Source organism: Streptomyces sp. NPDC004629 (assembly GCF_042873595.1).
Classification (GTDB): Bacteria; Actinomycetota; Actinomycetes; order Streptomycetales; family Streptomycetaceae; genus Streptomyces.
On sequence record NZ_JBIALO010000029.1, the window covers coordinates 38,418 to 63,928 of the forward strand.

The window sequence follows — 25,511 nt, forward strand, 5'->3', positions numbered from 1 at the left end:
CGAAGGCTTCTGCGGCAGCCCGGGACTTGCGGGGGCAGGGCCGGCTGCCTCGGTCCTATGTGCTCTGGCTCGTCGGCATCTTGGTGTCGCTCGCGGGCAACGCGGTCTTCTACTTCGCTCTCGGCTGGGCCGCCAGCGAGTACGGCGGGAGCATCGCGGGTTTGGTGCTGAGTGCGATCACGCTTCCCCGGGTTCTGCTCCTGCTCGTCGGGGGAGCGGTGAGCGACCGGGTCAGCGCGCGCCGTGTGCTGATCAGCGGTGATGCGGCGATGCTGGTCTTCTCGCTCGGTCTCGCGGTCGCTGCCTACTACTTGGGGACCCCGCCTCTGTTGCTCATTGCCACAGGGGTTGCGGTCGGTGTCGTCGATGCCTTTTATCTGCCGGCCTCGGGGTCCATGCCGCGTCGGCTGGTGGTCAAGGCGCAGCTACCCCGTGCGTTGTCGCTGCGGCAGGCCGGTGGCCAGGTGATCAACATGGGCGGCGGTCCCCTGGGCGGTGTGCTGGTCGGGCTGGCGGGGTTCGCGGGTGCGGCCGTGGTCGATGCCGTCACCTTCGCGTTCACCCTCGTTGTCCTGATGGTCGTCCGCCCACGGCACGATCTGCCTTCGGCCCCGAGGACGGCCATCCTCAAGGAAGCCGCGGACGGCTTGCGGGTGGCCTTCTCCCATGCGGTGCTACGCCCGAGTCTGTGGCTCACAGGAGCAGCGGCCGGCTTCCTGCTGCCCGTGCTGTCCCTGCTGGTTCCCCTGCTCGCACGACAGGAGGAGTGGGGCGCGGGAGCCGCGGGGCTCGTGATCGGAGCGCAGGGCGTGGGCATGGTGGCGATCACCCTGGTGGTCGTGAAGAACGGGCCGCTGGGACGGCCTGGTCTGCTGTCGGCAAGCGCGATCGTCCTGGCGGGTGTGGGTGTACTCGTGCTCGGACTCTCAGCCAGCGTGACAGGAGCAATCGTCGGCGGCCTGATCATCGGTGTCGGTAACGGGATCTTCTCCGCGCATATCGCGCCGCTGGTTCTCGCATCAGCGCCCGAAACCCACTTGTCCCGCATCCAGGCGGTGCTTGTGCTGGTGCAGAGCCTGGCCTTGCTGTTCATGAACAGCGTGCTCGGCACGCTCGTCGATCTCACGGGAGCCACAGCCGTCGTCGTCATCTGCGCCGTCATGCTCGTCGGTGTCGGATTGTGGGGTCTGGCCTCCGGCCCGCTCCGTAACGACCGGACGGGACTGGCGTCCCACTGATCCCGACTCAAGCGGCGACGGGGTGCCCTCCCCGCAAGCGTCGGTCATGCACCCCAGACAAAAGAGCGGGTGCCGTGTTTTCCATGGGTTCTGCGCGGCTTAAAGTCTGGGTTTTGCCTCTGAGGCAACTCTGTGTGGATCAACGGTAGCGGAGCGTGAGGAGTCCGTAACTCGGGCTTATTCCGGATGACTTGGTTCCGTAATCGCCGCTGGCTGAAGTGGTGGGCACACGCAGCGGCGGGGTGTGACGGCCTCGGCCCCAGGCATGGAGGATGGCATGCCCGAGATGTATTTCGATGTGCGCTGGCCCGACGGTGCGACCCAGCGCTGTTATTCGCCCTCCACGGTGATCGAGGACTATTTCACGGCCGGTGTGACGTATGAACTGGCCGACTTCCTGGAGCGCAGTAGGACGGCGCTCGGCATCGCCGGTTTGCGGGTGCGGGAGAAGTTCGGTTTCCACTGCACCGGCGCGTCCGGTCAGTTGGAGCAGATCGAGGAGACGGCGCGGGTCCGTGCCTTTCCGGCCGACAGCAAGGTCGTGGTCGAGGCGCTCCTCGATGCAGAAGGGGGCCCGCGGTGACGTCCGTACCCCGGCTCGCCGGGGCCCACTACGCGGTGGCCGTGATCGGCGGTGGTCAGGCGGGTCTGTCGGTCAGCCACGGTCTGCGCGCCCGCGGCGTCGACCATGTGGTGGTCGAGGCCCACCGGGTGGGGCACGAGTGGCGGGAGCGCCGCTGGGACTCCTTCTGCCTGGTGACCCCCAACTGGCAGTGCAGGCTGCCCGGTCACCCCTACCGCGGCGATGACCCCGACGGTTTCATGGTCCGTGACGAGATCGTGCGGTATCTGGAGGAGTACGTCGCCGCGTTCCGGCCGCCGCTGGTGGAGGGGGTGGCCGTGACCCGGCTGCGCCGCTCGCCGAGCGGTGTCTTCGATGTCACCACCACGGTGGGGGAGTTCACCGCCGACCAGGTCGTCGTGGCGACCGGCCCCTATCACACCCCGAAGCTGCCCCGGATGGCCGAGCGGCTGCCCGCGGCCGTGGAGCAGGTGCACTCCTCCGGCTACCGCAACCCGGGCCGGCTCCCGGACGGCGCCGTCCTCGTGGTGGGCACGGGCCAGTCCGGCTGCCAGATAGCCGAGGACCTTCATCTCGCCGGCCGGCAGGTGCATCTCGCGGTCGGCAGCGCGCCCCGCGTCGCCCGTTTCTACCGCGGCAGGGACTGCGTGGCCTGGCTCGATGACATGGGCCACTACACCAAGAGCATCGACGGCTTCGACGACGCCGACGCGGTGCGGCTGCGGGTCAACCACTATGTCACCGGGCGTGACGGCGGCCGCGACATCGATCTGCGGGCCTTCGCCCGGGACGGGATGCGGCTGTACGGGCGTCTGACGGGGATCGCGGGGCCGGTACTGGAGTTCGCCGACGACCTCGCCGCCCACCTGGACCACGCCGACGCGGTGGCCGAGAGCATCAAGGACGCGATCGACGCGCACATCGAGGCCGGTGGCATCGAGGCGCCCGAGGAGGCCCGCTACCGGCCGGTGTGGCAGCCGGACGGGCAGCCCCGCACCCTTGACCTGGCCGAAGCCGGCATCACGTCCGTCGTCTGGGCGACCGGCTTCGCCCGTGACCACCGGTGGATCGAGGTCCCCGCCTTCGACGGACGCGGTTATCCGATGCACTGGCGGGGTGTCAGCAGCGTGCCCGGCCTGTACTTCCTGGGCCTGCCCTGGCAGTACACCTGGGGCTCGGGCCGGTTCGAGGCGGTGGGCCGGGACGCCGAGTTCCTGACCGGTCACATCGACGCCTCGCGCCGCCTGGCCGACGTGTGCGGCACCCTGACCGGCGCGCCCGGCGCGCTTGCCTCCGCCCTCCCGATCGGCTGACGCCATGGTTCACGACGCGCACCGCCACCTCGGTGTCCTGCCCGCCCACCCGTTCTACGGCGGCCCGCCCGTCCGCCCGGACACGACGGCCCGCGCCACCATCAGGCACCTGGTCGCCGACCTGGACGCGGAGGGCACCGAACGCGCCCTGGTCATCCCCAACTACGGCGTACCCGACCCGGATGTCGCCTTCTCCTTCAACGAGTTGGTGATCGAGGCGGCCCAGACGGACGACCGGATCCGGGCCGGACTGTGGGTGTCGCCGCGCCCCGAGGACGCGGAACGCACCGCCCGCGCCCTGTCCCTGGCCGACGAACCAGGCGTCAGGGCACTGAAGTTGAGCTTCCTGCTCGGCGGACGGCCCACGGATCCGGCCTGCCGTCCGCTGCTCGACCGGATCTTCGCCACCGCGGCCCGTCACCGGCTGGTGGTCCACGTCCACACCTCGCCCGGTGCCGCCTCCGACATCGACGAGGTCGGCCGTCTCGTCGACTGGTACGCCGACCAAGTCCCCGTGCATCTGGTCCACTTCGGCGGCGGGATGAGCGGCCACATCAAGCTCGCCGGCGCCCGGTTCTTCGACTGGATCGCCGCCGGCAAACGCGTCTACACCGACCTCTCCTGGGCCATCGGCTTCCTGCCGTACTGGCTGGCCCGGGAGATCGAGCACCGCGGCATCGGCCACGACCGCGTGCTCTTCGCCAGCGACCAGCCGTGGGGCGACTTCACCGGCGAGCACGCCCGGATGAACGCCGCGACCGGCGGCGGCGAACTGGCCGACCTCGTCTTCCGTGACACCTTCGCCGCCCTCTACGACTGACCGGACCCCCCAACCACCGCCTCGCGCAAGGAGACAGACATGTCGACAACCGCCCAGCTCAGCGACGTCGAGAAGAAGTCCCTCAACGAGATCCCGCACCCCTCCCTGCCGGAGGGCTCCAGCATCTACGGCTCCACCAAGGTCTTCCCCGACTACCGGGCCGAGAACGGTGAGAGCTACTTCACCCTCGTCCACGGCATCGCCCACGAGTCCTCGGTGTCCTTCGTCGCCGTCCTGCAGGCCACCCGCGCGCTGCGCAAGGGCTTCGAGACCGCCCTCTACTTCTACGGGCCCGGCTCCCTCAACTGCCTGGCCACCCGGGGCTTCCCGACCACCGGCAACTCCGCCTTCCCTGGTGAGCACAACATCAACAACCAGCTCAAGACGTTCATCGCCGAGGGCGGCAAGGTCTACTGCTGCCGTTTCGGTCTCTCCCTGCACGGCGCCCGCGAGGAGGACCTCATCGAGGGCGTCATCCCCACCCATCCCCTCGACGTCCAGGACGCGTTGATCCACTACACGCGCAAGGGCGCCATCATCAACTCGACCTACCAGCTGTAAGGGGGCCGCCGTGAGCGTTGGCACCGGTACCAGCAGTACGGCGGTGGCAGTGCGGATCATGACTCGCGCTGAACTCGCCCTGCACGGCGTGGCGTTGCACGCGCCCGTGCGTCGGCCGGACGGCGCGGGCCCGAGCGATGACGGCCATGTCCTCGTCGACGGCGCCAACGCCGCCCTGCCCACCAACCCGGCGAGCCCCTACCGGGTGCGCGACGGCCGGGTGTGGCTCGGCGAGCAGGACACCGGCCTCACCCTCACCGCCGTACGCCGCCCCCGGTTCTACGACCTCGCCACGGCCGACGGCGTCCCCTACGAGCACATCGCCCGGCTGCACGGCGCGGATGTGCTGGCCACCACCGTCGTGCAGACCTGCGTCCGCTACGCCGAGTCCGACCGCTGCCGGTTCTGCACCATCGAGGAGTCCCTGCGCTCCGGTGCCACGGTGGCCGCCAAGACGCCGGCCCAGCTCGCGGAGGTCGCCGAGGCGGCGGTGCGGCTCGACGGCGTACGGCAGATGGTCATGACCACCGGCACGACCACCGGCACGGACCGGGGCGCCCGTCATCTCGTGCGCTCCGTCCGGGCGGTGGTGCGGGCCGTACCGGACCTGCCGATCCAGGTGCAGTGCGAACCGCCCGGCGACCTCGCCTGGATCCGCGCCCTGCGCGACGCCGGAGCGACGTCGATCGGCATCCATGCCGAATCCCTCGACGAGGAGGTGCGCCGCCGCTGGATGCCCGGCAAGTCGACGGTCTCCCTGGCCGAGTACGCGGCGGCGTGGGACGAGGCGGTGCGCGTCTTCGGACCGAACCGCGTCTCCACCTACCTGCTCGTCGGCCTCGGTGAGGACCCCGACGAACTCATCGCGGGAGCGGGCGAGTTGATCGAACGCGGGGTGTATCCGTTCGTCGTACCCTTCCGGCCCATGCGGGGCACGCTCGCCGCCCGTGACGGTGTCCCGGCGCCGAGCGCGCAACTGCTGCGGTACGTCACCGAGGGCGTCGCCGCCAAGCTGCGGGCGGCCGGGATGCGCGGCGCCGACCAGAAGGCCGGGTGCGCCGCCTGCGGGGCGTGCGGCGTGCTGTCGACGGCGGGCGGGTGAGGAGCGTGCTGCTCGACGGATCCCCGGCACCGCAGGCGACGGGAACGCGGGGGCTGCCGGCGACGGAGCGGCCGTACGACATCCTCGCCCTGCTGGGCGACCGGAGCACCCTCGCGCGCGAGACCCCGTTCCGTATCGAGGAGGCGTGCGGGCGCGGTGAACGGGCGGCGTACCGGCGGCTGCGCCGGGAGGTGTTCGTGTACGAACAGAACCTCTTCTCCGGCCACGACCTGGACGACCGGGACGCCGATCCGCGCACACTGGTCCTGGTCGCCAAGGACGCCACGGGCACGGTCGTCGGCGGGGTGCGGCTCGGGCCGGTCGCCGACGGACCCGACCTCGGGTGGTGGGCGGGCGGCCGGCTGGTCGTCGCATCCCGCGCCCGCGGGGCCCAGGGCATCGGCGCGGCACTGGTGCGGGCGGCGTGTGCGCGGGCCGAGGCCGAGGGCGTGCTGCGCTTCGACGCGACCGTCCAGGCGCGCAACGAGCCTCTGTTCCGGCGGCTCGGCTGGCACTGCGTGCGGCCGGTGGCGGTCGCGAACACGCCACATCTGCTGATGCGTTGGCCCATCGGCCGGATCGCGGACCAGACGGCCGTGAAGTCCGCCCTCGGCCCGCTGCTCGGCGGGCTCCTCGAACCGGCGGCCCGCGGCGCCACCTGGGACCCGGTCGGCGGGGCCCCTGGCAGGGCGTCGCGGGCCGTCCTCGGCGGCGCGGGATTCGTCGGCGACGACGGCGCGCCCCTGCCCGGCACCGACGTGATCGCCGCTTGTGACGCGATCATGCCGTCCATGGTCGAGCGCGACCCGGACTGGGCGGGCTGGTGCGCCGTCCTGGTGAACGTCAACGACCTTGCCGCGATGGGTGCTTCACCCCTCGGTCTGCTCGACGCGGTCGGCGCCCGGGACGCCGCGCACGCGGCCCGGGTGCTGGCGGGTCTGGACCGTGCCGCGCGGGCCTACGGCGTGCCGGTACTCGGCGGGCACACCCAGCTCGGCGTCCCCGGCGCGCTGTCCGTCACCGCGCTGGGCCGCGCCCCGCATCCCGTACCCGGGGGCGGCGGCAGGCCCGGCCACGCCGTCCGGCTCACCGCCGACCTCGGCGGCAGCTGGCGACGCGGATACCGGGGCCGCCAGTGGGACTCCACGAGCCACCGCCGCACCGACGAACTGCGCGCCATGACCGGCGCGGTGGCCGCCGCCCGGCCGACGGCCGCCAAGGACGTCTCGATGGCCGGGATCGCCGGCAGCCTCGGCATGCTCGCCGAGGCGAGCGGCTGCCGGGCGGTCCTCGACGTGGCCGCCGTGCCCCGCCCTCGGACCGCGGCCATGGGGGACTGGCTGACCTGCTTCCCGGGCTTCGCGATGCTCACCACCGACCCGCCTGGGACCGCACCGCTGCCCGCCGGCCCCGCGACGGACGCCGTGTGCGGCGAGCTGACCGGGGGAGAAGGCGTCGGGCTGCGCTGGCCCGACGGCGAGATCACCGAAGCGGTCGCCTCGACGGTGACCGGGATGGGAGCCGCATGACCGCCCTGCGCATGGCGGCCGTGGCCGCCGAGTTCGGCCGCGACCTGGAAGAGGACTTCGCGATCGCCGAGCAGCTGATCGGTCGGGCCCGCAGGCAGGGCGTACGACTGCTCGCGCTGCCCGAAGCATGTCTCGGCGGATATCTGCTGAGCCTCGACGACGACACCGCGCTCGACGAGGGGCCGCCCGCGCTCGCCCTCGACGGCCCCGAGATCCGCCGACTGGCGTCCCTGGCCGGGGAGATGACGGTCGTCGCCGGCTATTGCGAGGCCGCCGGCGACGCCCGCTACAACAGCGTCGTCTGCGTCAGCGGGGACGGCGTCCTCGGCAATCACCGCAAGGTCCACCAACCGCTCGGCGAGGACGCCTCGTACGCCTCCGGTGACCGCTTCCACGCCTTCGACACCCCGGTCGGCCGGATCGGCATGATGATCTGCTACGACAAGGCGTTCCCGGAGTCGGCGCGGGCGCTGGCGCTGGACGGCGCCGAGATCGGGGTGTGCGTGTCCGCCTGGCCGGGCGCGCGCACCAGTCCCGCCGCGGATCTCGCACAGGACCGCTGGAAGCGCCGCTTCGATCTGTTCGACCGGGCCCGCGCCCTGGAGAACCAGATCGTGTGGCTGTCGGCCAACCAGGCGGGCACGTTCGGCTCGCTGCGCTTCGTCGGCAGCGCCAAGGTCGTCGACCCGGGCGGCGAGATCCTCGCCGACACGGGGGTGGCAGCCGGTGTCGCCGTCGCCGAACTCGACGTCGTCCAGGCCTTGGAGACCGCCCGCCGCTCCATGGGGCACCTGCGCGACCGGCGGCCCGACACCTACACGTACGCAGGAGCGGTCACCGCATGAGCTCGATCCGGATCGCGGCCGCGGCCGCCCACTTCGGCCGCGACCTGGAGTTCGACCTGGCCCGCATCGCCAAACTGATCGACGACGCACGGGCGTTGGGCGCGCGGCTGCTCGTGCTGCCCGACGCCGCGCTCGGTGGCTACCTCGCCGATCTGCGCCATCCCGACCCCGAGGCGCTGCCCCCGGCCCTCAGGCCGGACGACCCGCTGATCCGCCATGTCGCCCGGCTGGCCGCCGAGATGGTGGTGTGCGTCGGCTACTGCGAGGACGGCGGCGGCGTGCGCTACAACGCGGCCGTGTGCGTCAGCGGCGACGGCGTCCTCGGCCGCCACCGCAAGGTCCATCTGCCGGCCGGCGAGGTCGCCGCCTACTGCGCCGGCGACCGCTTCGAGGCCTTCGACACCCCCGTCGGCCGCCTCGGCATGCTCATCGACTACGACAAGACGTTCCCCGAGTCCGCCCGCTCCCTGGCCCTGGACGGCGCGGAGGTCCTGGCCTGTCTGTCGGCCTGGCCCACCAGCATCACCAACCGCGCCCCGCGCCTGGCCCAGGACCGGCAGGCCAAGCTCTTCGACCTGTACGACCAGGCCCGCGCCGCCGAGAACCAGGTCGTCCTCGCCTCCTCCAACCAGACCGGCGCCATGGGCGGCATGCGCTTCCTCGGCCAGGCCAAGGTCGTCGGCCCCGGCGGTGACATCCTCGCCCGCACCTGGTCAAAGGCCGGCCTCGCCGTCGCCGAGACCGACGTGGCCGCGGAGATCTACCGCGCCCGCCGGGTCCTGCGCCACCTCGGTGAACGTCGCCCCGCCGCCTACCGGGACACCCCGTCGCCCACCAGCCTCCGGGAGCACCCCTCGTGAAGATCGCCCTGCTCAGCTACTCCACCAAGCCACGCGGCGGCGTCGTGCACACCTTGGCCCTCGCCGAAGCCCTCGCCGTGCTGGGCGAGGACGTCACCGTGTGGACCCTGGGCCGGGGCGGCGACGCGGGCTTCTTCCGCCCGGTCGACCCCGCCGTACGGCTGCGGATCGTGCCCTTCGCCGACGGGCCCGCCGACGAGACGGTCGGCGCCCGCGTCCTGCGCTCCATCGCCACCCTCCGCGCCGCCTTCGACCCCACGCCCTACGACATCGTCCACGCCCAGGACTGCATCAGCGCCAACGCCGTCGACGCGGCCTGTATCCGCACCGTCCACCACATCGACCACTTCACCACCCCCGAACTGGCCGCCTGCCACGAACGGGCCATCGTCGAGCCGTACGCGCACGTGTGCGTGTCGACGGCCGTGGCCGTCGAACTCGCGGACGGCTGGGGCATCGAGGCCGCCGTCATCCCCAACGGGGTGGCCTACGCCCGTTTCGCCGGCACCGACCCGGCGGCGAGGGCGCGTTGGCGCTCCCGCCTGGGCCGCTACCTCCTCACCGTCGGCGGCATCGAACCCCGCAAGGGCTCGATGGACCTGCTGGAGGCGTACGCCCTGCTGCGCGCCGGACACCCCGGAGTACGGCTGGTCATCGCCGGCGGCGAGACCCTTTTCGACTACCGCGACTACCGGAGCCGCTGGGAGCGGCGGGCGGCCGAACTCGGCGTCGAGCCGGTCCTGTTGGGGGCGGTACCGGACGACGATCTGCCGCCCCTGGTGGCAGCGGCCGACGCGTTCGCCTTCCCGTCCCTGAAGGAAGGCTTCGGACTGGCCGCCATGGAGGCACTGGCGGCGGGCGTTCCCCTGGTCGTCCGCGAACTCCCGGTGCTGCGCGAGGTGTTCGGCCCTGCGGCCCGCTTCGCCACAACGGCCGGGGACCTGGCCCGCGAACTGGCCGCGGCGCTCACGGACGACGACCAGGACCGCCGGACGGCCGGACGGGAACTCGCCGCCCGCCACACCTGGACGGAGACGGCCCAACGCCATGTGGCCCTGTACCGCAGCCTGGCCAGTGACCGGTCCCGTCTCAGCGCACGGTGATGACCAGCTTGCCCGTGGTGCGGCCCGTCTCGCCCAGGACGTGGGCACGGGCGCCCTCGGCGAGGGGGAAGGTGCCGGAGACGTGGGCGCGGAGCCTGCCCCGGTCGACGAGTTCGGCGATGGCGCGCATCCCCGCCTGGTCGTGCTCGACGAGCAGGCCGACGGCGCGGACCTGTGCCTTCTTTGCCGCGGCCGGGGTGTCCTCGGCCTGCGGCACCAGGGAAATGAGCACGCCGCCGGGGCGGAGCACGCCCACGGAACGGGTGGCGGTCTCCCCGCCGAGCGTGTCGAGGACGACGTCGTAGCGCTCCTCGGTGTCGGTGAAGTCCTCGCAGCGGTGGTCGACGCAGACGTCCGCGCCGAGTTCGCGCAGGAAGGCGTGCTTGGGGGCGCTGGCCGTCCCGGTGACGTGCGCGCCGCGCTCCTTGGCGATCTGTACGGCGAGATGACCGACACCGCCGGCCGCGGCGTGGATCAGCACGCGCTGCCCGGCCCGCAGGCCCGCGGTCTCGACGAGGGCCTGCCAGGCGGTGAGCGCGGCCAGCGGCAGAGCGGCCGCCTGGACATGGTCGATCCCGGCGGGCTTGGCGGCGAAGGCGCGGGTGGGGCCGGTCACGTACTCGGCGTGGGAGCCGGCCCCGTACGGGTAGGGCAGCATGCCGAACACCTCGTCACCGGGTCGGAAGAGGGTGACGCCGAAGCCGGTCTCCACCACGGTGCCGGAGACGTCCCAGCCGAGGGTCAGCGGCGGGGGCGGCAGGAAAATGCTCATGGCGCGGTGCTTGAAGTCCGTGGGGTTGAGTCCGGCCGCGTGCACGGCGACGAGGATCTCCCCGGGGCCGGGCGCGGGCCGCGGAAGCTCGGTCAGCCGCAGGACCTCTGGGCCGCCGAGGGCCGTCTGGTGCAGGGCGAGCATCACGGGGGCGCCGTCCGCGGCGGCGCGGTCTGCGGCGGCGCGGTCGGTGGAGTCCGTGGCGGCCGCCGGGTCCGGGGAGTCGGGGTTCACAGGGGTGTTCGTCGAAGTCATGCCTCGATCCTGGCCGTACGGTCCGGCCCCGGGCGATGGCAAGAAGGTCAGCCTCCGATACATTCCTGCCATGCATATCGACCCTGTTGCCCGCCGCGCTTCCGGCGCCCACAAGGTCGTCGTCCTCGCCCTCGACGGCGTCTATCCCTTCGAACTCGGTATCCCGCACCGGGTTCTGGGGTCCGCCGGCGGCCGCTACGAGGTGCTGTCCGCGAGCGTGGACGGGCAGCCCGTGCGTACCGACTCGGACCTGACCGTCACCCCCGGGCACGGTCCCGAGGTGCTGGCCGAGGCGGACACCGTGGTCATCCCTCCGTACGCGGTCTCCCGGGCCTCGGCCGCCGCCCCGGACCCACGGGCCCTCGCCGCCCTGTCTCGCGTCCGCCCCGGCACCCGGCTGGTGTCCATCTGCACCGGTGCCTTCCTGCTGGCCGCCGCCGGTCTCCTGGACGGGCGCAGGGCCACCACCCACTGGGCGCTCGCCGACCACTTCCGGGAGCTGTTCCCCCGGGTCGAGCTGGACGCCGGTGTGCTCTTCGTCGACCACGGTGACGTGCTGACCTCCGCGGGGGCGGCGAGCGGTGTCGACGTCTGTCTGCACCTGGTGCGCCAGGACCACGGCAGCGAGGTGGCCAACCAGGTCGCCCGCTGCTGTGTCGTGCCGCCGTACCGGGACGGCGGGCAGGCGCAGTACATCGAACGGCCGCTGCCGCCGGCGAGCGGAACCGGCACAGGACCGACCCGCGACTGGGCGCTGCGGCGACTGGAACTGCCGCTGTCGCTGGACGAGTTGGCCGCGCACGCGGCGATGAGCACCCGCACCTTCGCCCGGCGCTTCCGGGAGGAGACCGGGATGAGCCCCGGCCGCTGGCTGACCCAGCAGCGGCTGCGGCGGGCGCGGCACCTGCTGGAGTCCAGCGATCTGCCGGTGGAACGGGTCGCCCACGAGGTCGGCTTCGCCACCGCCACCTCGCTGCGGCGGCACCTGGCGGCGGAGGCGGGGGTCGCCCCGTCGGCGTACCGGCGCACCTTCCGTGCCTCGGGCCCGGCCGCGGGCGACGCCGGGGAAGCATCGGCCTCGACCGCGCCCCAGCCTGCGGGGCTGCTCACCGGGGGTGGGGGCCGTCAGGGCGGTAGCGGGCTCTGATGTGGACGCGCTCCCCCTGCGGGCCGAGGATGCTGAGGAATTCCACGGAGCGTTCGTCGGCGTTGCCGAACCAGTGGGGGAGATGGGTGTCGAATTCGGCGACTTCGCCGTCGGTGAGGACGACGTCCTTGCCGCCGAGGACGACGCGGAGCGCGCGGAGGTCCTCGCTCCGCTCGGCCTTGCGCCGAGCCCGCATCCGAGCGGGCTCGGCGCGTACATCGCCGCCGACCCGACCGGTCTCACCCCGGTACCGGGCGTGTGGGTCGCGGGCAACCTCGCCGACCCGAACGCGAACGTCCTCGGCTCGGCCGCCTCCGGCTCGACGGCCGCGGGAGCGATCAACGCCGACCTCATCGCCGAGGACATCCGTCACGCGGTGCAGGCCCACAACGACCCCTTCTCGCCCGGATCCGAGGCCCGCGTCTGCGAAAAAGTCATGGGCGACCGGCGTCACGGACTGGACCCGATCGTCGGGCAGAGCACCGGATGAGCACCACCCCGAAGCACCCACCGGCACCCGGGCAACCGAGCACGGCCCACCGGCCGCCGTGCGCGCCGCCTCCGCCTGCGAGGACGACGCCTGCGGTGACACCCGGGTAGGGCGCGGCAGTACGCTGTGGCGATGACGGAATGCCTGCCGCCCGGCGGCGTTGTGCTGGACGCGGACGAACTGGACGCCCGATGGACGGACGCCTGGCGACCGGAACAGGTCGCGGAGCGGTTGGGCGGGGTCGGTGCGCCCTGGTGCATCGCGGCGGGGTGGGCGCTGGATCTGTTCCGCGGCGGGCCGTCACGGCCGCACGGCGACCTGGAGATCGCCGTGCCCACGGCGGGCTTCCGGGAGATCCGGGACCGCTTCCCCGAGTACGTGTTCGACGCGGTGGGTTCGGGACGGGTCTGGCCGGGGGCGGGAGCCGAGGCGCTGTCGGCCACGCACCAGACCTGGCTACGGGATCCGGCGAGCGGTCAGTTCCTGTTCGACGTCTTCCGCGAGCCGCATGAGGGCGGGACGTGGATCTGTCGACGCGACGACGGACTGCGGCTGCCCTACGACGCGATCATCGAGCGGACGGCGGACGGGATCCCGTACCTGGTGCCGGAGTTGGTACTGCTCTTCAAAGCCAAAGCGCCACGGCCCAAGGACCAGGCGGACTTCGACGGGGTGTTGCCGCTGCTGGGCCGGGCACGGCGCGGCCTCCTCGGCGAATGGCTGGAGCGCGTGCATCCCGGGCATCCGTGGCTCGCGGAGCTGGCGGGGCAGGTACACGGACCGTGACGTTCGGTGCGTGAGTGTGCTGTGCGGGTGTGATCGCTCGAATGAGTGGTCCGACGGGGAACCGGGCTTGGGCGCGGCGGCGTGGACCTACGCTCAAGGCGTGTGCGCTACTCAGGCCAGGACCGCTGACGAGAAGCCCGTCCGAACGGGCACTGCACAGCTGGCCGAGGTGCCCTCGGTGATGCTGATGCAGCCGACGACGCTGTGCAATCTCGACTGTACGTACTGTTATCTGCCGGACCGGAAGATGTCGCGGCGGATGAGTACAGAGGTCGCGCAGGCAGTGGCGGCAGGCGTCAGGGAATGGTCCAGGCAGCGCCCGGTTGCCGTCGTGTGGCACGGCGGCGAACCACTCGCGGCGGGCCCGGCCTACTTCCGGTCCCTCACGGAGCCCTTCGGGACGGGCGAGGCACATCCGGTGGTGCACGCCGTGCAGACCAATGCCACGCTCATCGACGAGGCATGGTGCGAGGTGTTCGCCGCCCTTCCCGTCCGTGTCACCGTCAGCCTCGACGGCCCGGGGGAAGCGAACGCCTCACGCGTGGACTGGGCGGGCGGGCCGAGCACCCAGCGGGCGATGGGCGGCATCGCCATGCTGCGGCAGGCCGGCATCGGTTTCGGCATGATCGCGGTGGTGGCCGATGTGTCCCCGGGAGCCGCCACCGACCTCTACCGGTTCGCCTGCGAGCTGGGCTGCGACGACCTCGGCGTCAACCTTGCCGAGAAGAAGGGCGTATACGCGGGCGGACAGGACCCCGAGCACTCGGTCGTGGCGTTCTGGGAGGAACTCGCCGCCTGCTGGCAGGCCGACCCCCGGATCCAGGTCAGAGAGCTGGACCATGCCTACACCTACATCCGCGAGGAACTGTCCGGTGCGGCGGCACTTCGCGCCGACCGCCCCGTCATGCCGCTGCCCATGGTCACCTGGGACGGCGACTTCCTTCCGCTCGGTGCCGAGCTGGCAGGCTTCCGCTCCGACCGGCACGGCCCCTTCACCGCGGGAAACGTCCTCGACACCCCCCTGACCGTGCTGGCCGCCCGGGCCGCGGAAGTGCCCTGGGTCGCCGAGGCCCTGGCGGGCGTGACCAACTGCCGTGAGCACTGCGACTACTTCGCCTACTGCCGCGGTGGCCAGGTGGCCAACAAGTACTTCGAGACCGGCCGCCTGGACAGCACCGAAACCGACTACTGCCGAACCAGCAAGATCAGTCTCATGGAAGGAATCCTCCGCTATGCCGAACGTACACGTCTCTGAAAAGTCCGCACCGGCCACGAGCCCGCTCGCCCAACGGATCACCGCCTGCCGCGACCAGCTCGCCCGGTCGACCGCGCACGCCGGCGAACTCCACGACACCGCCAGCATCTTCGGCTGGGCCTACCTGCGCCCCCGGGTCTGACCCCGGCCGGATCGGTCCACTTGGCGGCGCGCCTGCGGCACGGAACCGAGCAGCGACACCAACGCACCACCGTGTCGCACGGCGTCCGCCGTCCCAGCGGCCAGGTCGGCTGATATCAGCGGCGTGCCGCGGCCGCGTAACGCGGCACGTCAGCTCTTCCTGGGACCCCGAAGTCAGGGCGCGATACGTGAACGGGGAGGCGATCGCCGCTGAGACCGTCACCTCCCTGCTGCGCCCGTCGACCGAGCGCCGGCCCGACGACGGAGGCTTACGCGGTCAGCCGCTCGGGTGTGGTGTGAGCAGAGGTGGCCGGTGTGGCGTCATGCTCGGGCCGGCTGATCTCGGCCCACACCGCATCGAGCGAGAGGCCGAGGACATCGGCGATCGCCGCGATGGTTGGGAAGGCAGGGGTGGCCACGCGCCCCGACTCGATCTTCCGGAGGGTCTCCGGTGAGACATGTGCGTCGAGCGCGATGTCGAGCATCGAGCGTTCCCCCCTGGCCCGGCGTAGGAGGGCGCCGAGGCGCTGTCCGCGTTCGACCTCTGCGGGAGTGAGCGGCAGTCTGACCATGACTCCGATTCTAGTACCGGTATAGTATGGCCGGTATAGTTATTGGTCGCGTGAGAAGGACGCCGCATGATCGAGATCCTGAACCCCACCCTGCTGGTCCGAGCAAAAGACACAGGCGCCCTGGTCGCTGACATCCTCCAGACGCTGAAGAGCCGCAGCACGGTCGGCACGAACCTTCTGGACATCGACCGGTGGGCCAAGGCCATGATCGTTGAGGCGGGAGCGCTGTCCTGCTACGTCGACTACGCGCCCTCCTTCGGCCGCGGCCCGTTCGGCCACTACATCTGCACGGCCGTCAACGACGCCGTGCTCCATGGACGGCCGTACGACTACACGCTCGCCGACGGCGATCTGCTGACACTCGACCTCGCCGTCTCCAGAGGCGGAGTCGCTGCGGACGCCGCCATCAGCTTCATCGTCGGCGACGCGAAGCCCCCGGAGAGCGTCGCGATGATCAGCACTACCGAACGCGCACTGGCCGCAGGGATCGCCGCCGCCGGGCCCGGGGCTCGCATCGGAGACATCTCCCATGCCATCGGCACGGTCCTCAGCGAGGCGGGGTACCAGATCAACACAGAGTTCGGAGGTCATGGCATCGGATCGACGATGCATCAGGACCCGCACGTTGCGAACACCGGGCGGCCCGGCCGTGGATACAAACTGCGCCCCGGGCTGCTGCTGGCGCTGGAGCCGTGGGTCATGGCGGACACCGCCAAACTCGTCACCGACGCCGACGGGTGGACGCTGCGCAGCGCGACGGGCTGCCGGACGGCGCACAGTGAGCACACGATCGCCATCACCGACGACGGAGCCGACATCCTCACCTTGCCGAAGCAGGCACGGCCGTGAGGTCGGAGCCGTAGCAGCCCGCGCTGGCAAGAGCAGCCCGCCAGTAGGCCGTCGCACACTATCGTTTGGTCGATGCGCGCCCACCGTATTGACCGCCCAGCCGATCTCGACGTGGTCCGTGAGTCCTATGACCGCGTGGCCGACAACTACGCCCACATGGTGGTGACGACGGGATTCGGCGACATCCGTAGCCATCCATGGCTCAAGGCATCGATCGACGCCTTCGCCGACACCGTGAGCGGACTCGGACCCGTCCTCGACGTCGGCTGCGGACCCGGAACGGTGACCGCCTACCTCGCCGAACGCGGACTCGACGTGTCCGGGGTCGACCTCTCCCCGCGCATGATCGAGAACGCGCGCCGCCTTCATCCGCAATGCCGCTTCAGCGTCGCCTCTGCCACCGACCTCGACCTCGGCGAAGCGTCCCTTGGCGGCGTGCTCGGCTGGTGGTCACTGTTCAACCTCCCCCGTGACGTCCTTCCTCAGGTTCTCGCCCTGTTCGCGCGCGCCCTGAAGCCAGGCGGACAGTTCATCACCGCGACACACGTCGGCGACGAGGACGCGGTGCGCACCGAGGCCTACGGAGGTGTACCCGTTCGCTGGACGACACACAAATGGCGGCCGGAACACCTCGTGGACCTGATCGAGCAGGCCGGACTGCGCCCGGTCGCCGAACTACGGCTCCCCGCCGATGAGCAAAGCGGGCCGGGTCTGGTCGTCATGGCCAAGCGACCCGGCTGAGAACCGGGCGATCGGCAGCGGCACCGGGTCCCGGGGCCAACTCCGCAGCTCAGTCGGCACCTTCGACCCGCATGCCGCTCCCGACTCCCAGGTCCTGGCGCATTCGGTGCTGCATCACGGCCAGTATTCAGCCGATGGCCGGCTGCCGTGGCCGCCGCCAGCACCTCGTCAGGCACCACCATCTCAGCCTCCGCACAGCGATCCCGCTGGGCGATGCGGCCGGCTTCGAGCTGCTCCAGGCAAAGGTCGACACCCGTGTCCTGGCGCAGCGCGTGCAGGAGATTGACCTGAGCGGTCATGTAGTGCCGTGAGGCCGTGTTCAGCGACGTGCAGCAGGAGCGGAGCAGTTCGACCAGCGCCCGCCGAAGCTCCTCCGCGTGCCGGCGCTCTTCTCGCCTCTGCGCATGGGCCGCTTCCAGCTCCATACGCTTCATCCGGTCGGCCCGACTCTGCGTCAGAAGTGCCGCACCGAGCGTCCCCCGACACCTACAAGGGCCACCACCAGCGCGGACCATCCCCCAGAGCGTCTGCGCTCCTTCGCCTCCGGCAGGCACTCCTTCACCGCGAAGAACGGCGACGCCCCCGAAGGGCTGCGCATCGCGTCGGAACGACTCTTCGCGGCCTTCGGCGATCTGATCGGCCGCGGCACCGAGGCCGGCGAACTCGCACCCCAGGACCCGTACCGACGCACGTTGCTGTTCGCCGCCACCATGCAGGGCGTCGCCGTCCGCATCGGCACCCGCCGGATCTCCGCGGAGGACGGCGACCGCCTCATCCACGACGCGATCTGCCTCCTCGTCCGCGGACGACAGGACGAGTGAGCGGTGTCGGCGTGCGCTTCCTGCCGCGGGCCCTGAGCCGGCTGCGAATTGCTAGATTTAGCAACTGGTTAGGTGCCGTATTGGCTGCGCCCGCAGGTAGCCGTGGGCGCAGCCCGCTGTGTGCGCCCCGGGGTGGGGCTCCGTCAGGGAAGTCGAGGCGACGTGTCCGTTCCGCCGTACCAGGCCGGGGGCCGCCGCGCCATGAAGACGTATCTCGGCCGTGCCCGGGGCCGGGTCGCCCCGCTGCTGCCCGGGCGCGGCGATCTCGTGGACATGCACCGCGATCCGCGGTGCGACGTGGTCGCCGGGCTGACGGTGGCGACCGTGGCGTCGCCGCTCGCGCTGTGCTTCGGGGTCTCGTCCGGGCTGGGCGCCGACGACGCCGCCCACGGTCGGCGCACCCTGGCCTGCCGGCCGTACGGCCCGCACGCCCCGTTCCCGCTCATCCGCCCGACGCCGGTGACCGGTTTCCGCCCCACGACGGTGGCCGGCTTCTGCCCCACGACGGTGGCCGGCTTCCGTCCGACGGCGGTGACCGGTTTCCGTCCGAAGGCGGTGGCCGGCTTCCGCCCCACGACGGCGGCCGGCTTCTGCCCCACGACGGCCGCCGGCTTCCGTCCGACGGCGGCCGCCGGTTTCCGTCCGACGGCGGCCGCCGGTTTCCGCCCGACCACGGCGACCGGCTTCCGCCCCACGACGGCGGCCGGCCTGCTTTCGCCCCACGACGGCCGTCGGCCCGCGTCCGACCTGTCCGGAGAAGTGACCCCTATGCAGCCGCACGACCTGCTCCACCGGCATGTGCTCACCCTGCCCGCCGAGCCGAACGCGGTCCGTCTCGCGCGCGAGACGGCCGAGCTGGCGTGGACGGAATGGGGCATCAGCCTGCGCCACCCCACCATAGGCCCGGCCCTGCTCATCCTGAGCGAGCTGGTCACCAACAGCGTCCGGCACGCCGCCGCTCTCTCCCCGCAGGTCACGGTGGTCTACGCGACCGGCCCCGGCCGCCTGGCCTTCGCCGTCCACGACCGCCACCCCTACCAGCCGGCGCTGTACACGTCATTGACCGGCAGCGGCAGCGGCACCGGCTCCGGGGGACTGGCCACCGTCATGGAACTCACCCTCGGCCTGGACGGCACCGCGGACGTGCGGATGGACGCCGACAGAGGAGGCAAAAGCATCTGGGTCACACTGCCCCTGTGAGCCGCCCCGCGATCCGGCGGCCCGGCGGACGCGGATTCGGTGCTGCCACGGTGGCAGGCGAGGATGGGGCTCATGCTGTCGACGAGTGGGTGGATGCGATGGACCGAGGTCCGGCCGGTGCGGCCGAGCTGCCGGGCCGGGAAGGGGACAGCGCGGTGAGTACGCCGCTGTACCAGCTGAAAGCCGAGTTCTTCAAGACACTCGGTCATCCGGCGCGGATCCGCGTCCTTGAGCTTTTGAGCGAGCGCGAGCACGCGGTCGGCGAGATGCTGCCCGAGGTGGGGATCGAGCCCGCGCATCTGTCCCAGCAACTCGCGGTGCTGCGCCGGGCGAACCTGGTCAAGACCCGCAAGGAGGGCTCGAACGTGTACTACTCGCTGACCAGCCCGCATGTCGCGGACCTGCTGCGCGTGGCCCGGACCATCCTGTCCGGCGTGCTGGCCGGGCAGGCCGAACTCCTCGCCGGCCTGCAGGCCGCCCAAGGGGAGACGAAGCAGTAGCCCCAGGGGTTCGTGCTCACAGCCGTTCGATGTGCGCGGCCTGCGGCATGACGCCTCGCGTGTCCAGCACGTACTCGCTCTCCGCGGTGATGGCCGCGAGGTCGAATCCGTCGTACGCGGTGAGCAGCACGGCGGCGTCGTAGGCCCGGTACGGCAGCGGGGGGCGGAGCGGATGTGCCCCCTCCGTGAGCTGCGGATCCACGACGTCGACGAGTGCGCCCCTGCGCTCCAGTTCGGCGACCACCTCGGCGGCGGGCGACCGGTGGGAGCCGGCGCCGCCGATCTTGCGGGTGGTGAGCCCGAGCGCCAGCACGCGGGCGCCCTTGAGGGCCTTGTCGTGCCGTGTGTCGAGGGCGTCCTGGAGCCGGTCGACGACATAGGCCGGCTGCGCCCCGTTGATGTCCTTGGCCAGTTCGACCAGCCGGAACGCCTCCCTGTGCCCTGCCTTGTCCTGCTGGCTCAGGTGCAGCGGATCGACCGGCAGGCTGTGGCCGTCCGCTCCGGGTCCCGGACCGAACTTCGTGAGGCCGACCGGGTTCGAGCCGGCGAGGTCGAGGGTGTGCCAGGCGTCCAGGTCCAACGTGTGCGCCACTCGGCACAGTTCGTTGGCGAGCGCGGTGTTCACATACCGGTAGGCGTCCTCGACCACCTTGGCCAGCTCGGCCTCTTCGAGGCTGTTCGCCGGCACCACGTGCTGTGTGATGCCGGAGTAGAACGCCGTCACCTGGTCACGGCACTTCTCGGTGAGCCCGGAGACGATCTTCGGGGTGTTGGCGAACGTCCACCTCTCGTCGCCCGGTTCGACGCGTGCCGGGCTGTACCCGAGATGGAAACTGATCCCGGCCCGCATCCAGGAGAGCGCCTCCAGGATCGGGCACACGATCTTGCGGGTGGTACCGGGATGCGCGGTGGACTCAAGGATGACCGTGGTGCCCTTGCGCACATGCCGCGCGAGGCTCTCCGCCGCCTCCCGTACGGCGCCGAGATCCGCTCCCCGTTCCGTCGGCGGTGTGGGCACGCAGATGACGGCGACATCGAAGTCGGCCAGCGCCTCCTCCTCGCGGGTCGCCTCGTACCGGCCGGACTTCAGGGCCGCCTCCAGCGTCTTGTCGGAGACGTCCTCGATCGGGGAGACGCCGCCGCGCAGCTGCTCAAGGCGCTGCGAGTTGCGCTCGAAACCGATCACGTGATGGCCCGCCTCGACGGCGGCCATGGCCAGGGGGAGACCGGCATGTCCCTGCCCCATGACAGCAATGTTCACTGGTTTCCCTTCCCGGGATACGTGCCGGTGGTCGCTCGTAATAGGAAGAGGCCGCGGCGGCGACTATATGACGATAGGTCGCCCATACGGTGCAGTGATCTTGAGTATGGACATATGGCGGACAATGTGAGTGATGCACATCACGTTTGATCTCTGCGGATTCCGCGTAATACGAGACGTCTTCGGGGGTCTTAAGGGCACGTCGGCATACGCCGGCGTCGGCCTCAACGTGGAGAAGGACCCATGGACATCACCATCGAGCAGCCCGCCCGCGCCCGACTGATCACCTCGGAGAGCCAGGAACTGCCCGTGTCGGCCACGCTGCGGTACACCTCGGGCGACCCGTTCGCCGTCCACATCGGTTTTCCGCCCGACGTCTCGCTCAGCGGCACCGACGTCACCTGGACCTTCTCGCGTGAACTGCTGAAGGAGGGGCTGGCGGCGCCGGCCGGTCACGGCGATGTGCACATCTGGCCGTGCGGCCGGGCCCATACGGTCGTCGAGTTCCACGCGCCGGAGGGCCTGGCGCTGATCCAGTTCGACACGTATGCCCTGCGCCGCTTCCTGCGGCGCACGTTCGCCGCTGTGGCCCTCGGGCAGGAGAACATCGACCTGGCCGTCGACCGCGGCCTGGCCTCGCTCGTGGGCGGGGTGTGAGCGGGACGGCCGGGGAAGGGGGGCCGTACGGTGGTCAGCCGTACGACAGGTCGGAACACGGGTCGTCATCGGCGGACCGGATGTCATCGGTCACCGGTGCGGGCCCGGAGGCCGGGGCGGGCTCCGCGTAGGACCGGCCCAGGATCACGTTGATGCCCAGCGCGCCGATTGACTGGAGCCGGGCCCCGGGGAAGAGCCCGGCGACCGTCTGGGCCTGGGACTCCAGGCCCGTGCCGTACTGGATCACGGTGGTGGCGTGGTCCTGGCTGCGGGCGTTCGCGGTGCCGGTGACGGTGAAGCCGCGCTCGGTGAGCCTCGCGGCGGCGGTCGCGGCGAGGCCGGAGGTGTCGGTGCCGTTGTAGAGGGCGACGCTGATGCCCGCTCCGACGACGGTGTCAGCGGCGCTCGGCGAACCGGGACTCGAACCCGTCGTCGCCGTGTCCCTCCCGCCGCCGGCGTCCAGGTCCTCGATGGGACGGTCCGCCTTGAGCGCGGCCCACAGCCGGTCGGCCTCCGGCTGGACGACCGCGACGCGCGCTCCCTGGTAACGCCAGGGAACCGTGACGAACTTGGTGTCGTGCAGGTCGATGTCCTTCAGCGACATGAGGAACGAGATCAGCTTGTGCGCGGTGCCGAGACCCGGATCGACGGTCATCGACTTGGTGACCGCGTCCGCCAGCGGCAGCAGCCTGGCCGGGGTGAGCCCGTCGCTCTTGACCTTCTTGACGAGACCGGCGACGAACGCCTGCTGCCGTTTGATCCGCCCCATGTCGGAGCCGTCGCCGATGCCGTGCCGGATGCGGACGTAGTCGAGGGCCCGCTGCCCGGAGACGGTCTGCTCGCCCTTCTTGAACAGCAACTCGCCCTGAGTGCCGCGGTTGGGGTCGAGGTCCTTCTCGTAGACGTCGTTCGGCAGACACACCCGTACCCCGCCGACCACGTCCGTCACCGCCGCGAAGCCCTTGAAATCGACGACCACGGTGTGGTCCACATGCAGTCCGGTCAGCTTCTCCACGGTGTTCTGGGTGCAGGCCGGATTGCCCTTCTGGGTCTGCCCGACCGAGAAGGCCGCGTTGAACATGGCGTTCGTCTGGGTTTCCGTCCACCCGCCGCCGGGCAGTCGGCACGGGGGAATGGTGACCAGTGTGTCCCGCGGGATCGACACGGCGACCGCGTGCCTGCGATCGGCGGGAATGTGCAGCAGCAGCACGGTGTCGGAGCGGCCCGTGTCGTCCGTGTGGCCGCCGCCCAGCGCGCTGTTGCCGTCATTGCGCGCGTCGGAGCCGATGACCAGAACGTTCTCGCCCTTGGAAGAGGCGGCGTCGGGGCGGTCCTCGGACAGGCCGTTCCCGTCGAAGGTCCGGATGTTCCCGTTCAGCCTCAGCTGGATCCAGCCCACACAGACTGTGCCGAGCACCATCAAGGTCAGCGCGATGAACAGTGCTGACCGCAGCCGGCTTCCCGTGCGCCGCCGTGCCGCTCTTCTGCCGCGGCCGTGCGGTTCCTCCGGGCGCCGGTGGCGGGAGGGCGCGGCCCGGTCAGTGGTGGTCATCCGAGCGTCCTCATTCGTCCGACTGGTACGGAGGGGACGGCCGACACCCCGGGGCCCCTGTCGGACGGCGGTGGCACGCACGGGGCAGATGCCGGGGCCGGGCGTGCCGCACCCCACACGGCCGGGGCGAGGGCCGATACCCCCGCCCCGGCGGAACTTCGTGTCTCACCGCGCCCATGAGTCCGTACGTCGCACGGCACGGGAACCCCGTGCTCCGGCGGCGACGGCGGGAAGGCGCGGTCAGGCATGCGTCAGACGCGTGCCGCGAGCGGCGGCAGGACGTCAGGACGCGGTGGTGCGCGGTCGTTCTAGAACAGGAAGAGGTCGTCCGGCGCCGGGACCGGGGCCAGGGCCGGGGCCGTCCCGGCGTCCGGCAGAACGTCGGCCACGCCACCGGCGACACCGCCGAGCGCACCGCCGTCGGCCACGCCACCGGCGACACCGCCGACGACGCCGCCGAGCGGGTCGGTGTCCTGCGGCTGGGCCGCGTGCTTGCACCCGTTGTCACCGCCGGACGACAGCGGCTCCAGGCCGAGGATGCTGATGGTGTTCCCGCACACCGTGATCGGAATGTTCAGCGGCAGCTGGAGCAGGCTGCCCGACAGGGCCGAGCCGGTGCCCGAGTCTTCGGGGGCGGCGGGCGCTGCGGCAGCGCCCAGCGCACTGGTCAGGACCAGCGAGGCGGAGGATGCCCCAAGGACGGCAGCCGTCATGATCTTGCGCACGGATTGTCTCCAGATCTGGTTGGACGCTTCCCGGACAGGCTGCGTGTCTGTACTCGCTCAAGAAGCCATGCGGAGCACCCGGGCCGTGGCACGGCCTTCGGCAGCCTGTAGTGAAAGAGGCCCTACGAGAAGGGTTATGACGCGGGACGGCAACGCAGGTTGACGTCTTTTCGATCCCCATCGCCGTACCGGCCGGATTGCCGGCGCTCACCACTCGTTCGGTGCATGTGCGGTTTCCTGAGAACGTCATCGGCGTTGTGCCGGAGAGAGCGCCGGGATCCCCTGCCATGGCGCGGCAGGGGACCCCGCAGCGTCAAAGTTCCGCAACTGGTCCACGCGTACCGGCAATTGGTCCCGCAGAACGGAGCCGCGCCACTGTTTCCCATACGATCGGGCAAATGTGGTGACGGCTCGGGCGTGTGTCGCACGGCCTCCGGAGAAAGGGTATTCTGGGCGCCTGCTGGGGAGTGTGGCGGAACTGGAAGACGCGCCGGATTCAAGTCCCGGTGTCCTGTGGCGTGAGGGTTCGAATCCCTCCACTCCTACTCAAGATGATTCTCCCGATCCGTGGGCGCATACGCCCGTCGGCTCCGGGTTCCGCTGCTGCGTCGCTGGTGACCGCGGGGTGCTCTCGGCTCCCGCCGCCGGCTCGATGATCTGAGAACGGAATGCGCAGAGGCTCTTTCATTCCACAGTGATATGTCACATGCAGCATGTGAGGGTGGAGCCGCCGGCAACAGCCGGAAGATTGCATTCCGTTCAGTATGGCAGCGCGAGGCGTTGGCGCATACGCCCTGGGTGAGAGTGTCCGAAACCCGGCATGGGCACATGCTCCCCGCCGTTTCGTCACATACTCCCCGCCGGTTCGGGGAACGCTCCCGGCGACCGCACGTCCAGAGCGAAATGTTTCGATGTTCAAGATCGGATATCGCAGGTGAATACCGCAGTACGTTTGTCTGATTTTGACGGAAAGAGATCGGCGCTGTGTTGAGAGTAAATCACTCTGGAGGGTGTATTACCCGATACGGTGAACTTGGTTGCGAAACCCCGTGGGCCGGACCCGTTGATGCCATGTGCGGGGTAAGTTGATGGCTGCTCAATTTTCCACGCCGACTTGAGGGGGAAGCCTTGGGGAGCCCATCGCACCGGGGCCCTGACCGACGCCCAGGCCTCACATCAGGGGAAATCGCCCGGATGTCAGGTACGGTCACCCGCCCCACCGTTGCTTCGGTGGCGACGACCGCCGGAGTGCCGGGGCACGGAGTCCGCAGAGGGATCTCCGAGGAGAACGGCCGGCGCATGGCGGCCGCGATGTCCGTCGGACTGCTGACCGAACGCTCCGCGCGATGCATCGCCGAGGACCCGCAAGCGGTCATCAGGGCGGCACAGGAGCTTCAGGCCCTGGTGTGGGAGATCATGCGCGCCAGATTCGAGGAAGAAAGCACTGACACAACGGCAATTGCCTAGGTAGGAAGACACCGGCCCGACGCACCTCAGCCAAAGAAGCATCCGGGCCGGTGTCCACAGATAGTTCGCCCGGCGGGCCCATGTTCGCTCATCGGCCCCAAAGGTGACGAACCACTGCTAGGGGAAAGAGAATACCCATGTCTGCGGCAATTCGGGGGGGCGGACACCCAAGTCTCCTCAACCTCACGATCACGGCATCTCCCCACCAGGGCGCAGGAACTGGGCCCGCGATGACGGCTGTTACCGGCCGTCATGACTGGTGGTACGTGGTTTCGACGGAGCGTCAGAAGGCCGGCGTCTGGAACCGGTCCGGGGGCCGGATGGTGCAAGTCCTCGCCTGGTGCCCAGAAGTACTCGCCAGGCTCG

At 70.9% G+C, this 25,511-nt stretch carries 28 protein-coding genes, 1 tRNA gene and 1 pseudogene; 24 read left to right on the plus strand and 6 right to left on the minus strand.

Annotated elements, in window-relative coordinates:
- The first annotated feature begins 59 nt into the window (after window positions 1-59).
- The 10 genes from ACFYTE_RS33255 to ACFYTE_RS33300 all read left to right on the plus strand — a co-directional run bounded on the left by ACFYTE_RS33255 (window position 60) and on the right by ACFYTE_RS33300 (window position 9,954).
- Window positions 60-1,238: an MFS transporter gene (locus ACFYTE_RS33255; RefSeq protein WP_388718692.1), complete on the plus strand. Its 1,179-nt coding sequence runs from the start codon at window positions 60-62 to the stop codon at window positions 1,236-1,238.
- A gap of 277 nt (window positions 1,239-1,515) precedes the next feature.
- Entirely contained in the window at window positions 1,516-1,821 is a 306-nt protein-coding gene (locus tag ACFYTE_RS33260; protein WP_388718694.1) for an MSMEG_0570 family nitrogen starvation response protein, read from the plus strand.
- On the plus strand, window positions 1,818-3,134 hold the full coding sequence (locus ACFYTE_RS33265) for an MSMEG_0569 family flavin-dependent oxidoreductase (protein ID WP_388718696.1): 1,317 nt from the start codon (window positions 1,818-1,820) through the stop codon (window positions 3,132-3,134). The genes ACFYTE_RS33260 and ACFYTE_RS33265 overlap by 4 nt, the downstream gene beginning before the upstream one ends.
- Window positions 3,135-3,138: 4 nt before the next feature.
- Entirely contained in the window at window positions 3,139-3,954 is an 816-nt protein-coding gene (locus tag ACFYTE_RS33270; protein ID WP_388718698.1) for an amidohydrolase family protein, read from the plus strand.
- Window positions 3,955-3,993: 39 nt separating this feature from the next.
- Window positions 3,994-4,515, plus strand: a complete 522-nt coding sequence (locus ACFYTE_RS33275) for an MSMEG_0572/Sll0783 family nitrogen starvation response protein (protein ID WP_388718700.1) — start codon at window positions 3,994-3,996, stop codon at window positions 4,513-4,515.
- 10 nt (window positions 4,516-4,525) lie between these two features.
- The gene (locus ACFYTE_RS33280) at window positions 4,526-5,617 is read left to right on the plus strand and encodes an MSMEG_0568 family radical SAM protein (RefSeq protein WP_388718702.1); all 1,092 of its coding nucleotides are present in this window, start codon (window positions 4,526-4,528) and stop codon (window positions 5,615-5,617) included.
- Window positions 5,618-5,622: 5 nt separating this feature from the next.
- Window positions 5,623-7,146 carry an MSMEG_0567/sll0787 family protein gene (locus tag ACFYTE_RS33285; RefSeq protein ID WP_388718704.1) on the plus strand — a complete coding sequence of 508 codons (1,524 nt, stop codon included), beginning with the start codon at window positions 5,623-5,625 and terminating at the stop codon, window positions 7,144-7,146.
- Window positions 7,143-7,991, plus strand: a complete 849-nt coding sequence (locus ACFYTE_RS33290) for a carbon-nitrogen hydrolase family protein (protein WP_388718706.1) — start codon at window positions 7,143-7,145, stop codon at window positions 7,989-7,991. Before ACFYTE_RS33285 ends, ACFYTE_RS33290 begins: the two co-directional genes overlap by 4 nt.
- Window positions 7,988-8,851, plus strand: a complete 864-nt coding sequence (locus ACFYTE_RS33295) for a carbon-nitrogen hydrolase family protein (protein ID WP_388718707.1) — start codon at window positions 7,988-7,990, stop codon at window positions 8,849-8,851. Before ACFYTE_RS33290 ends, ACFYTE_RS33295 begins: the two co-directional genes overlap by 4 nt.
- Window positions 8,848-9,954, plus strand: a complete 1,107-nt coding sequence (locus tag ACFYTE_RS33300; RefSeq protein WP_388718709.1) for an MSMEG_0565 family glycosyltransferase — start codon at window positions 8,848-8,850, stop codon at window positions 9,952-9,954. The genes ACFYTE_RS33295 and ACFYTE_RS33300 overlap by 4 nt, the downstream gene beginning before the upstream one ends.
- Here ACFYTE_RS33300 and ACFYTE_RS33305 read toward each other — a convergent pair.
- Window positions 9,941-10,981 (minus strand): NADP-dependent oxidoreductase, encoded by a 1,041-nt coding sequence (locus tag ACFYTE_RS33305; protein WP_388718711.1) that lies wholly within the window; start codon window positions 10,979-10,981, stop codon window positions 9,941-9,943. The genes ACFYTE_RS33300 and ACFYTE_RS33305 overlap by 14 nt on opposite strands.
- Window positions 10,982-11,051: 70 nt before the next feature.
- Between ACFYTE_RS33305 and ACFYTE_RS33310 the strand changes: the two genes are divergently transcribed.
- Window positions 11,052-12,128: a GlxA family transcriptional regulator gene (locus tag ACFYTE_RS33310; RefSeq protein ID WP_388718713.1), complete on the plus strand. Its 1,077-nt coding sequence runs from the start codon at window positions 11,052-11,054 to the stop codon at window positions 12,126-12,128.
- Here ACFYTE_RS33310 and ACFYTE_RS33315 read toward each other — a convergent pair.
- Window positions 12,088-12,279 (minus strand): annotated as a pseudogene (locus tag ACFYTE_RS33315) (cupin domain-containing protein); the annotation flags it as partial. The gene ACFYTE_RS33310 and the pseudogene ACFYTE_RS33315 sit on opposite strands and share 41 nt — an antisense overlap.
- On the opposite strand from ACFYTE_RS33315, the gene ACFYTE_RS33320 reads away from it, so the two are divergent.
- The 4 genes from ACFYTE_RS33320 (at window position 12,211) to ACFYTE_RS33335 (ending at window position 14,801) form a co-directional block, all read left to right on the plus strand.
- Complete coding sequence (locus ACFYTE_RS33320) at window positions 12,211-12,618, plus strand: hypothetical protein (protein WP_388718828.1); 408 nt, start codon at window positions 12,211-12,213, stop codon at window positions 12,616-12,618. The pseudogene ACFYTE_RS33315 and the gene ACFYTE_RS33320 sit on opposite strands and share 69 nt — an antisense overlap.
- A gap of 132 nt (window positions 12,619-12,750) precedes the next feature.
- Window positions 12,751-13,404 carry a nucleotidyltransferase domain-containing protein gene (locus ACFYTE_RS33325; protein ID WP_388718715.1) on the plus strand — a complete coding sequence of 218 codons (654 nt, stop codon included), beginning with the start codon at window positions 12,751-12,753 and terminating at the stop codon, window positions 13,402-13,404.
- Window positions 13,405-13,504: 100 nt separating this feature from the next.
- Complete coding sequence (gene amcB, locus ACFYTE_RS33330; protein ID WP_388718717.1) at window positions 13,505-14,659, plus strand: cyclophane-forming radical SAM peptide maturase AmcB; 1,155 nt, start codon at window positions 13,505-13,507, stop codon at window positions 14,657-14,659.
- Window positions 14,637-14,801, plus strand: a complete 165-nt coding sequence (locus ACFYTE_RS33335; RefSeq protein ID WP_388718719.1) for a hypothetical protein — start codon at window positions 14,637-14,639, stop codon at window positions 14,799-14,801. The genes amcB and ACFYTE_RS33335 overlap by 23 nt, the downstream gene beginning before the upstream one ends.
- 268 nt (window positions 14,802-15,069) lie before the next feature.
- On the opposite strand, the gene ACFYTE_RS33340 is transcribed toward ACFYTE_RS33335, so the two are convergent.
- Window positions 15,070-15,372: a helix-turn-helix domain-containing protein gene (locus tag ACFYTE_RS33340; RefSeq protein WP_388718721.1), complete on the minus strand. Its 303-nt coding sequence runs from the start codon at window positions 15,370-15,372 to the stop codon at window positions 15,070-15,072.
- A 66-nt stretch (window positions 15,373-15,438) separates the two neighbouring features.
- Between ACFYTE_RS33340 and map the strand changes: the two genes are divergently transcribed.
- From map to ACFYTE_RS33370, 6 genes are all read left to right on the plus strand, one after another.
- On the plus strand, window positions 15,439-16,221 hold the full coding sequence (map, locus tag ACFYTE_RS33345) for a type I methionyl aminopeptidase (protein ID WP_388718723.1): 783 nt from the start codon (window positions 15,439-15,441) through the stop codon (window positions 16,219-16,221).
- Window positions 16,222-16,293: 72 nt separating this feature from the next.
- The gene (locus tag ACFYTE_RS33350; RefSeq protein ID WP_388718725.1) at window positions 16,294-16,962 is read left to right on the plus strand and encodes a methyltransferase domain-containing protein; all 669 of its coding nucleotides are present in this window, start codon (window positions 16,294-16,296) and stop codon (window positions 16,960-16,962) included.
- 134 nt (window positions 16,963-17,096) lie between these two features.
- Window positions 17,097-17,273 (plus strand): hypothetical protein, encoded by a 177-nt coding sequence (locus ACFYTE_RS33355; RefSeq protein WP_388718726.1) that lies wholly within the window; start codon window positions 17,097-17,099, stop codon window positions 17,271-17,273.
- 66 nt (window positions 17,274-17,339) lie between these two features.
- Window positions 17,340-17,783 (plus strand): hypothetical protein, encoded by a 444-nt coding sequence (locus tag ACFYTE_RS33360; RefSeq protein WP_388718728.1) that lies wholly within the window; start codon window positions 17,340-17,342, stop codon window positions 17,781-17,783.
- 768 nt (window positions 17,784-18,551) lie between these two features.
- Entirely contained in the window at window positions 18,552-18,983 is a 432-nt protein-coding gene (locus ACFYTE_RS33365) for an ATP-binding protein (RefSeq protein WP_388718824.1), read from the plus strand.
- Window positions 18,984-19,138: 155 nt separating this feature from the next.
- A complete protein-coding gene (locus ACFYTE_RS33370) occupies window positions 19,139-19,483 on the plus strand; it encodes an ArsR/SmtB family transcription factor (RefSeq protein WP_388718826.1) in 345 nt (114 codons plus the stop codon).
- Between the two features lie 16 nt (window positions 19,484-19,499).
- Here ACFYTE_RS33370 and ACFYTE_RS33375 read toward each other — a convergent pair whose 3' ends face one another.
- Window positions 19,500-20,729 (minus strand): nucleotide sugar dehydrogenase, encoded by a 1,230-nt coding sequence (locus tag ACFYTE_RS33375; protein ID WP_388718730.1) that lies wholly within the window; start codon window positions 20,727-20,729, stop codon window positions 19,500-19,502.
- A 258-nt stretch (window positions 20,730-20,987) separates the two neighbouring features.
- On the opposite strand from ACFYTE_RS33375, the gene ACFYTE_RS33380 reads away from it, so the two are divergent.
- Complete coding sequence (locus tag ACFYTE_RS33380; protein ID WP_388718732.1) at window positions 20,988-21,401, plus strand: SsgA family sporulation/cell division regulator; 414 nt, start codon at window positions 20,988-20,990, stop codon at window positions 21,399-21,401.
- Window positions 21,402-21,435: 34 nt separating this feature from the next.
- On the opposite strand, the gene ACFYTE_RS33385 is transcribed toward ACFYTE_RS33380, so the two are convergent.
- Both ACFYTE_RS33385 and ACFYTE_RS33390 read right to left on the minus strand, forming a co-directional pair.
- Entirely contained in the window at window positions 21,436-22,953 is a 1,518-nt protein-coding gene (locus ACFYTE_RS33385) for an LCP family protein (RefSeq protein WP_388718734.1), read from the minus strand.
- Between the two features lie 308 nt (window positions 22,954-23,261).
- On the minus strand, window positions 23,262-23,678 hold the full coding sequence (locus ACFYTE_RS33390; RefSeq protein WP_388718736.1) for a chaplin family protein: 417 nt from the start codon (window positions 23,676-23,678) through the stop codon (window positions 23,262-23,264).
- Between the two features lie 463 nt (window positions 23,679-24,141).
- Between ACFYTE_RS33390 and ACFYTE_RS33395 the strand changes: the two genes are divergently transcribed.
- Both ACFYTE_RS33395 and ACFYTE_RS33400 read left to right on the plus strand, forming a co-directional pair.
- Window positions 24,142-24,223: transfer RNA gene (locus tag ACFYTE_RS33395), tRNA-Leu, on the plus strand.
- Window positions 24,224-24,908: 685 nt separating this feature from the next.
- Window positions 24,909-25,145 (plus strand): hypothetical protein, encoded by a 237-nt coding sequence (locus tag ACFYTE_RS33400; protein WP_388718738.1) that lies wholly within the window; start codon window positions 24,909-24,911, stop codon window positions 25,143-25,145.
- The last annotated feature ends 366 nt before the right edge of the window (window positions 25,146-25,511 follow it).

Coding starts and splice junctions, on each gene's coding strand:
- ACFYTE_RS33260 (WP_388718694.1), top strand. CDS start 1,516: ATGCCCGAGATGTATTTCGATGTGCGCTGGCCCGACGGTGCGACCCAG.
- ACFYTE_RS33270 (WP_388718698.1), top strand. CDS start 3,139: ATGGTTCACGACGCGCACCGCCACCTCGGTGTCCTGCCCGCCCACCCG.
- ACFYTE_RS33275 (WP_388718700.1), top strand. CDS start 3,994: ATGTCGACAACCGCCCAGCTCAGCGACGTCGAGAAGAAGTCCCTCAAC.
- ACFYTE_RS33290 (WP_388718706.1), top strand. CDS start 7,143: ATGACCGCCCTGCGCATGGCGGCCGTGGCCGCCGAGTTCGGCCGCGAC.
- ACFYTE_RS33295 (WP_388718707.1), top strand. CDS start 7,988: ATGAGCTCGATCCGGATCGCGGCCGCGGCCGCCCACTTCGGCCGCGAC.
- ACFYTE_RS33305 (WP_388718711.1), bottom strand. CDS start 10,981: ATGACTTCGACGAACACCCCTGTGAACCCCGACTCCCCGGACCCGGCG.
- ACFYTE_RS33310 (WP_388718713.1), top strand. CDS start 11,052: ATGCATATCGACCCTGTTGCCCGCCGCGCTTCCGGCGCCCACAAGGTC.
- ACFYTE_RS33320 (WP_388718828.1), top strand. CDS start 12,211: ATGGGTGTCGAATTCGGCGACTTCGCCGTCGGTGAGGACGACGTCCTT.
- ACFYTE_RS33325 (WP_388718715.1), top strand. CDS start 12,751: ATGACGGAATGCCTGCCGCCCGGCGGCGTTGTGCTGGACGCGGACGAA.
- ACFYTE_RS33335 (WP_388718719.1), top strand. CDS start 14,637: ATGCCGAACGTACACGTCTCTGAAAAGTCCGCACCGGCCACGAGCCCG.
- ACFYTE_RS33340 (WP_388718721.1), bottom strand. CDS start 15,372: ATGGTCAGACTGCCGCTCACTCCCGCAGAGGTCGAACGCGGACAGCGC.
- map (WP_388718723.1), top strand. CDS start 15,439: ATGATCGAGATCCTGAACCCCACCCTGCTGGTCCGAGCAAAAGACACA.
- ACFYTE_RS33350 (WP_388718725.1), top strand. CDS start 16,294: ATGCGCGCCCACCGTATTGACCGCCCAGCCGATCTCGACGTGGTCCGT.
- ACFYTE_RS33355 (WP_388718726.1), top strand. CDS start 17,097: ATGGCCGGCTGCCGTGGCCGCCGCCAGCACCTCGTCAGGCACCACCAT.
- ACFYTE_RS33365 (WP_388718824.1), top strand. CDS start 18,552: ATGCAGCCGCACGACCTGCTCCACCGGCATGTGCTCACCCTGCCCGCC.
- ACFYTE_RS33375 (WP_388718730.1), bottom strand. CDS start 20,729: ATGGGGCAGGGACATGCCGGTCTCCCCCTGGCCATGGCCGCCGTCGAG.
- ACFYTE_RS33380 (WP_388718732.1), top strand. CDS start 20,988: ATGGACATCACCATCGAGCAGCCCGCCCGCGCCCGACTGATCACCTCG.
- ACFYTE_RS33385 (WP_388718734.1), bottom strand. CDS start 22,953: ATGACCACCACTGACCGGGCCGCGCCCTCCCGCCACCGGCGCCCGGAG.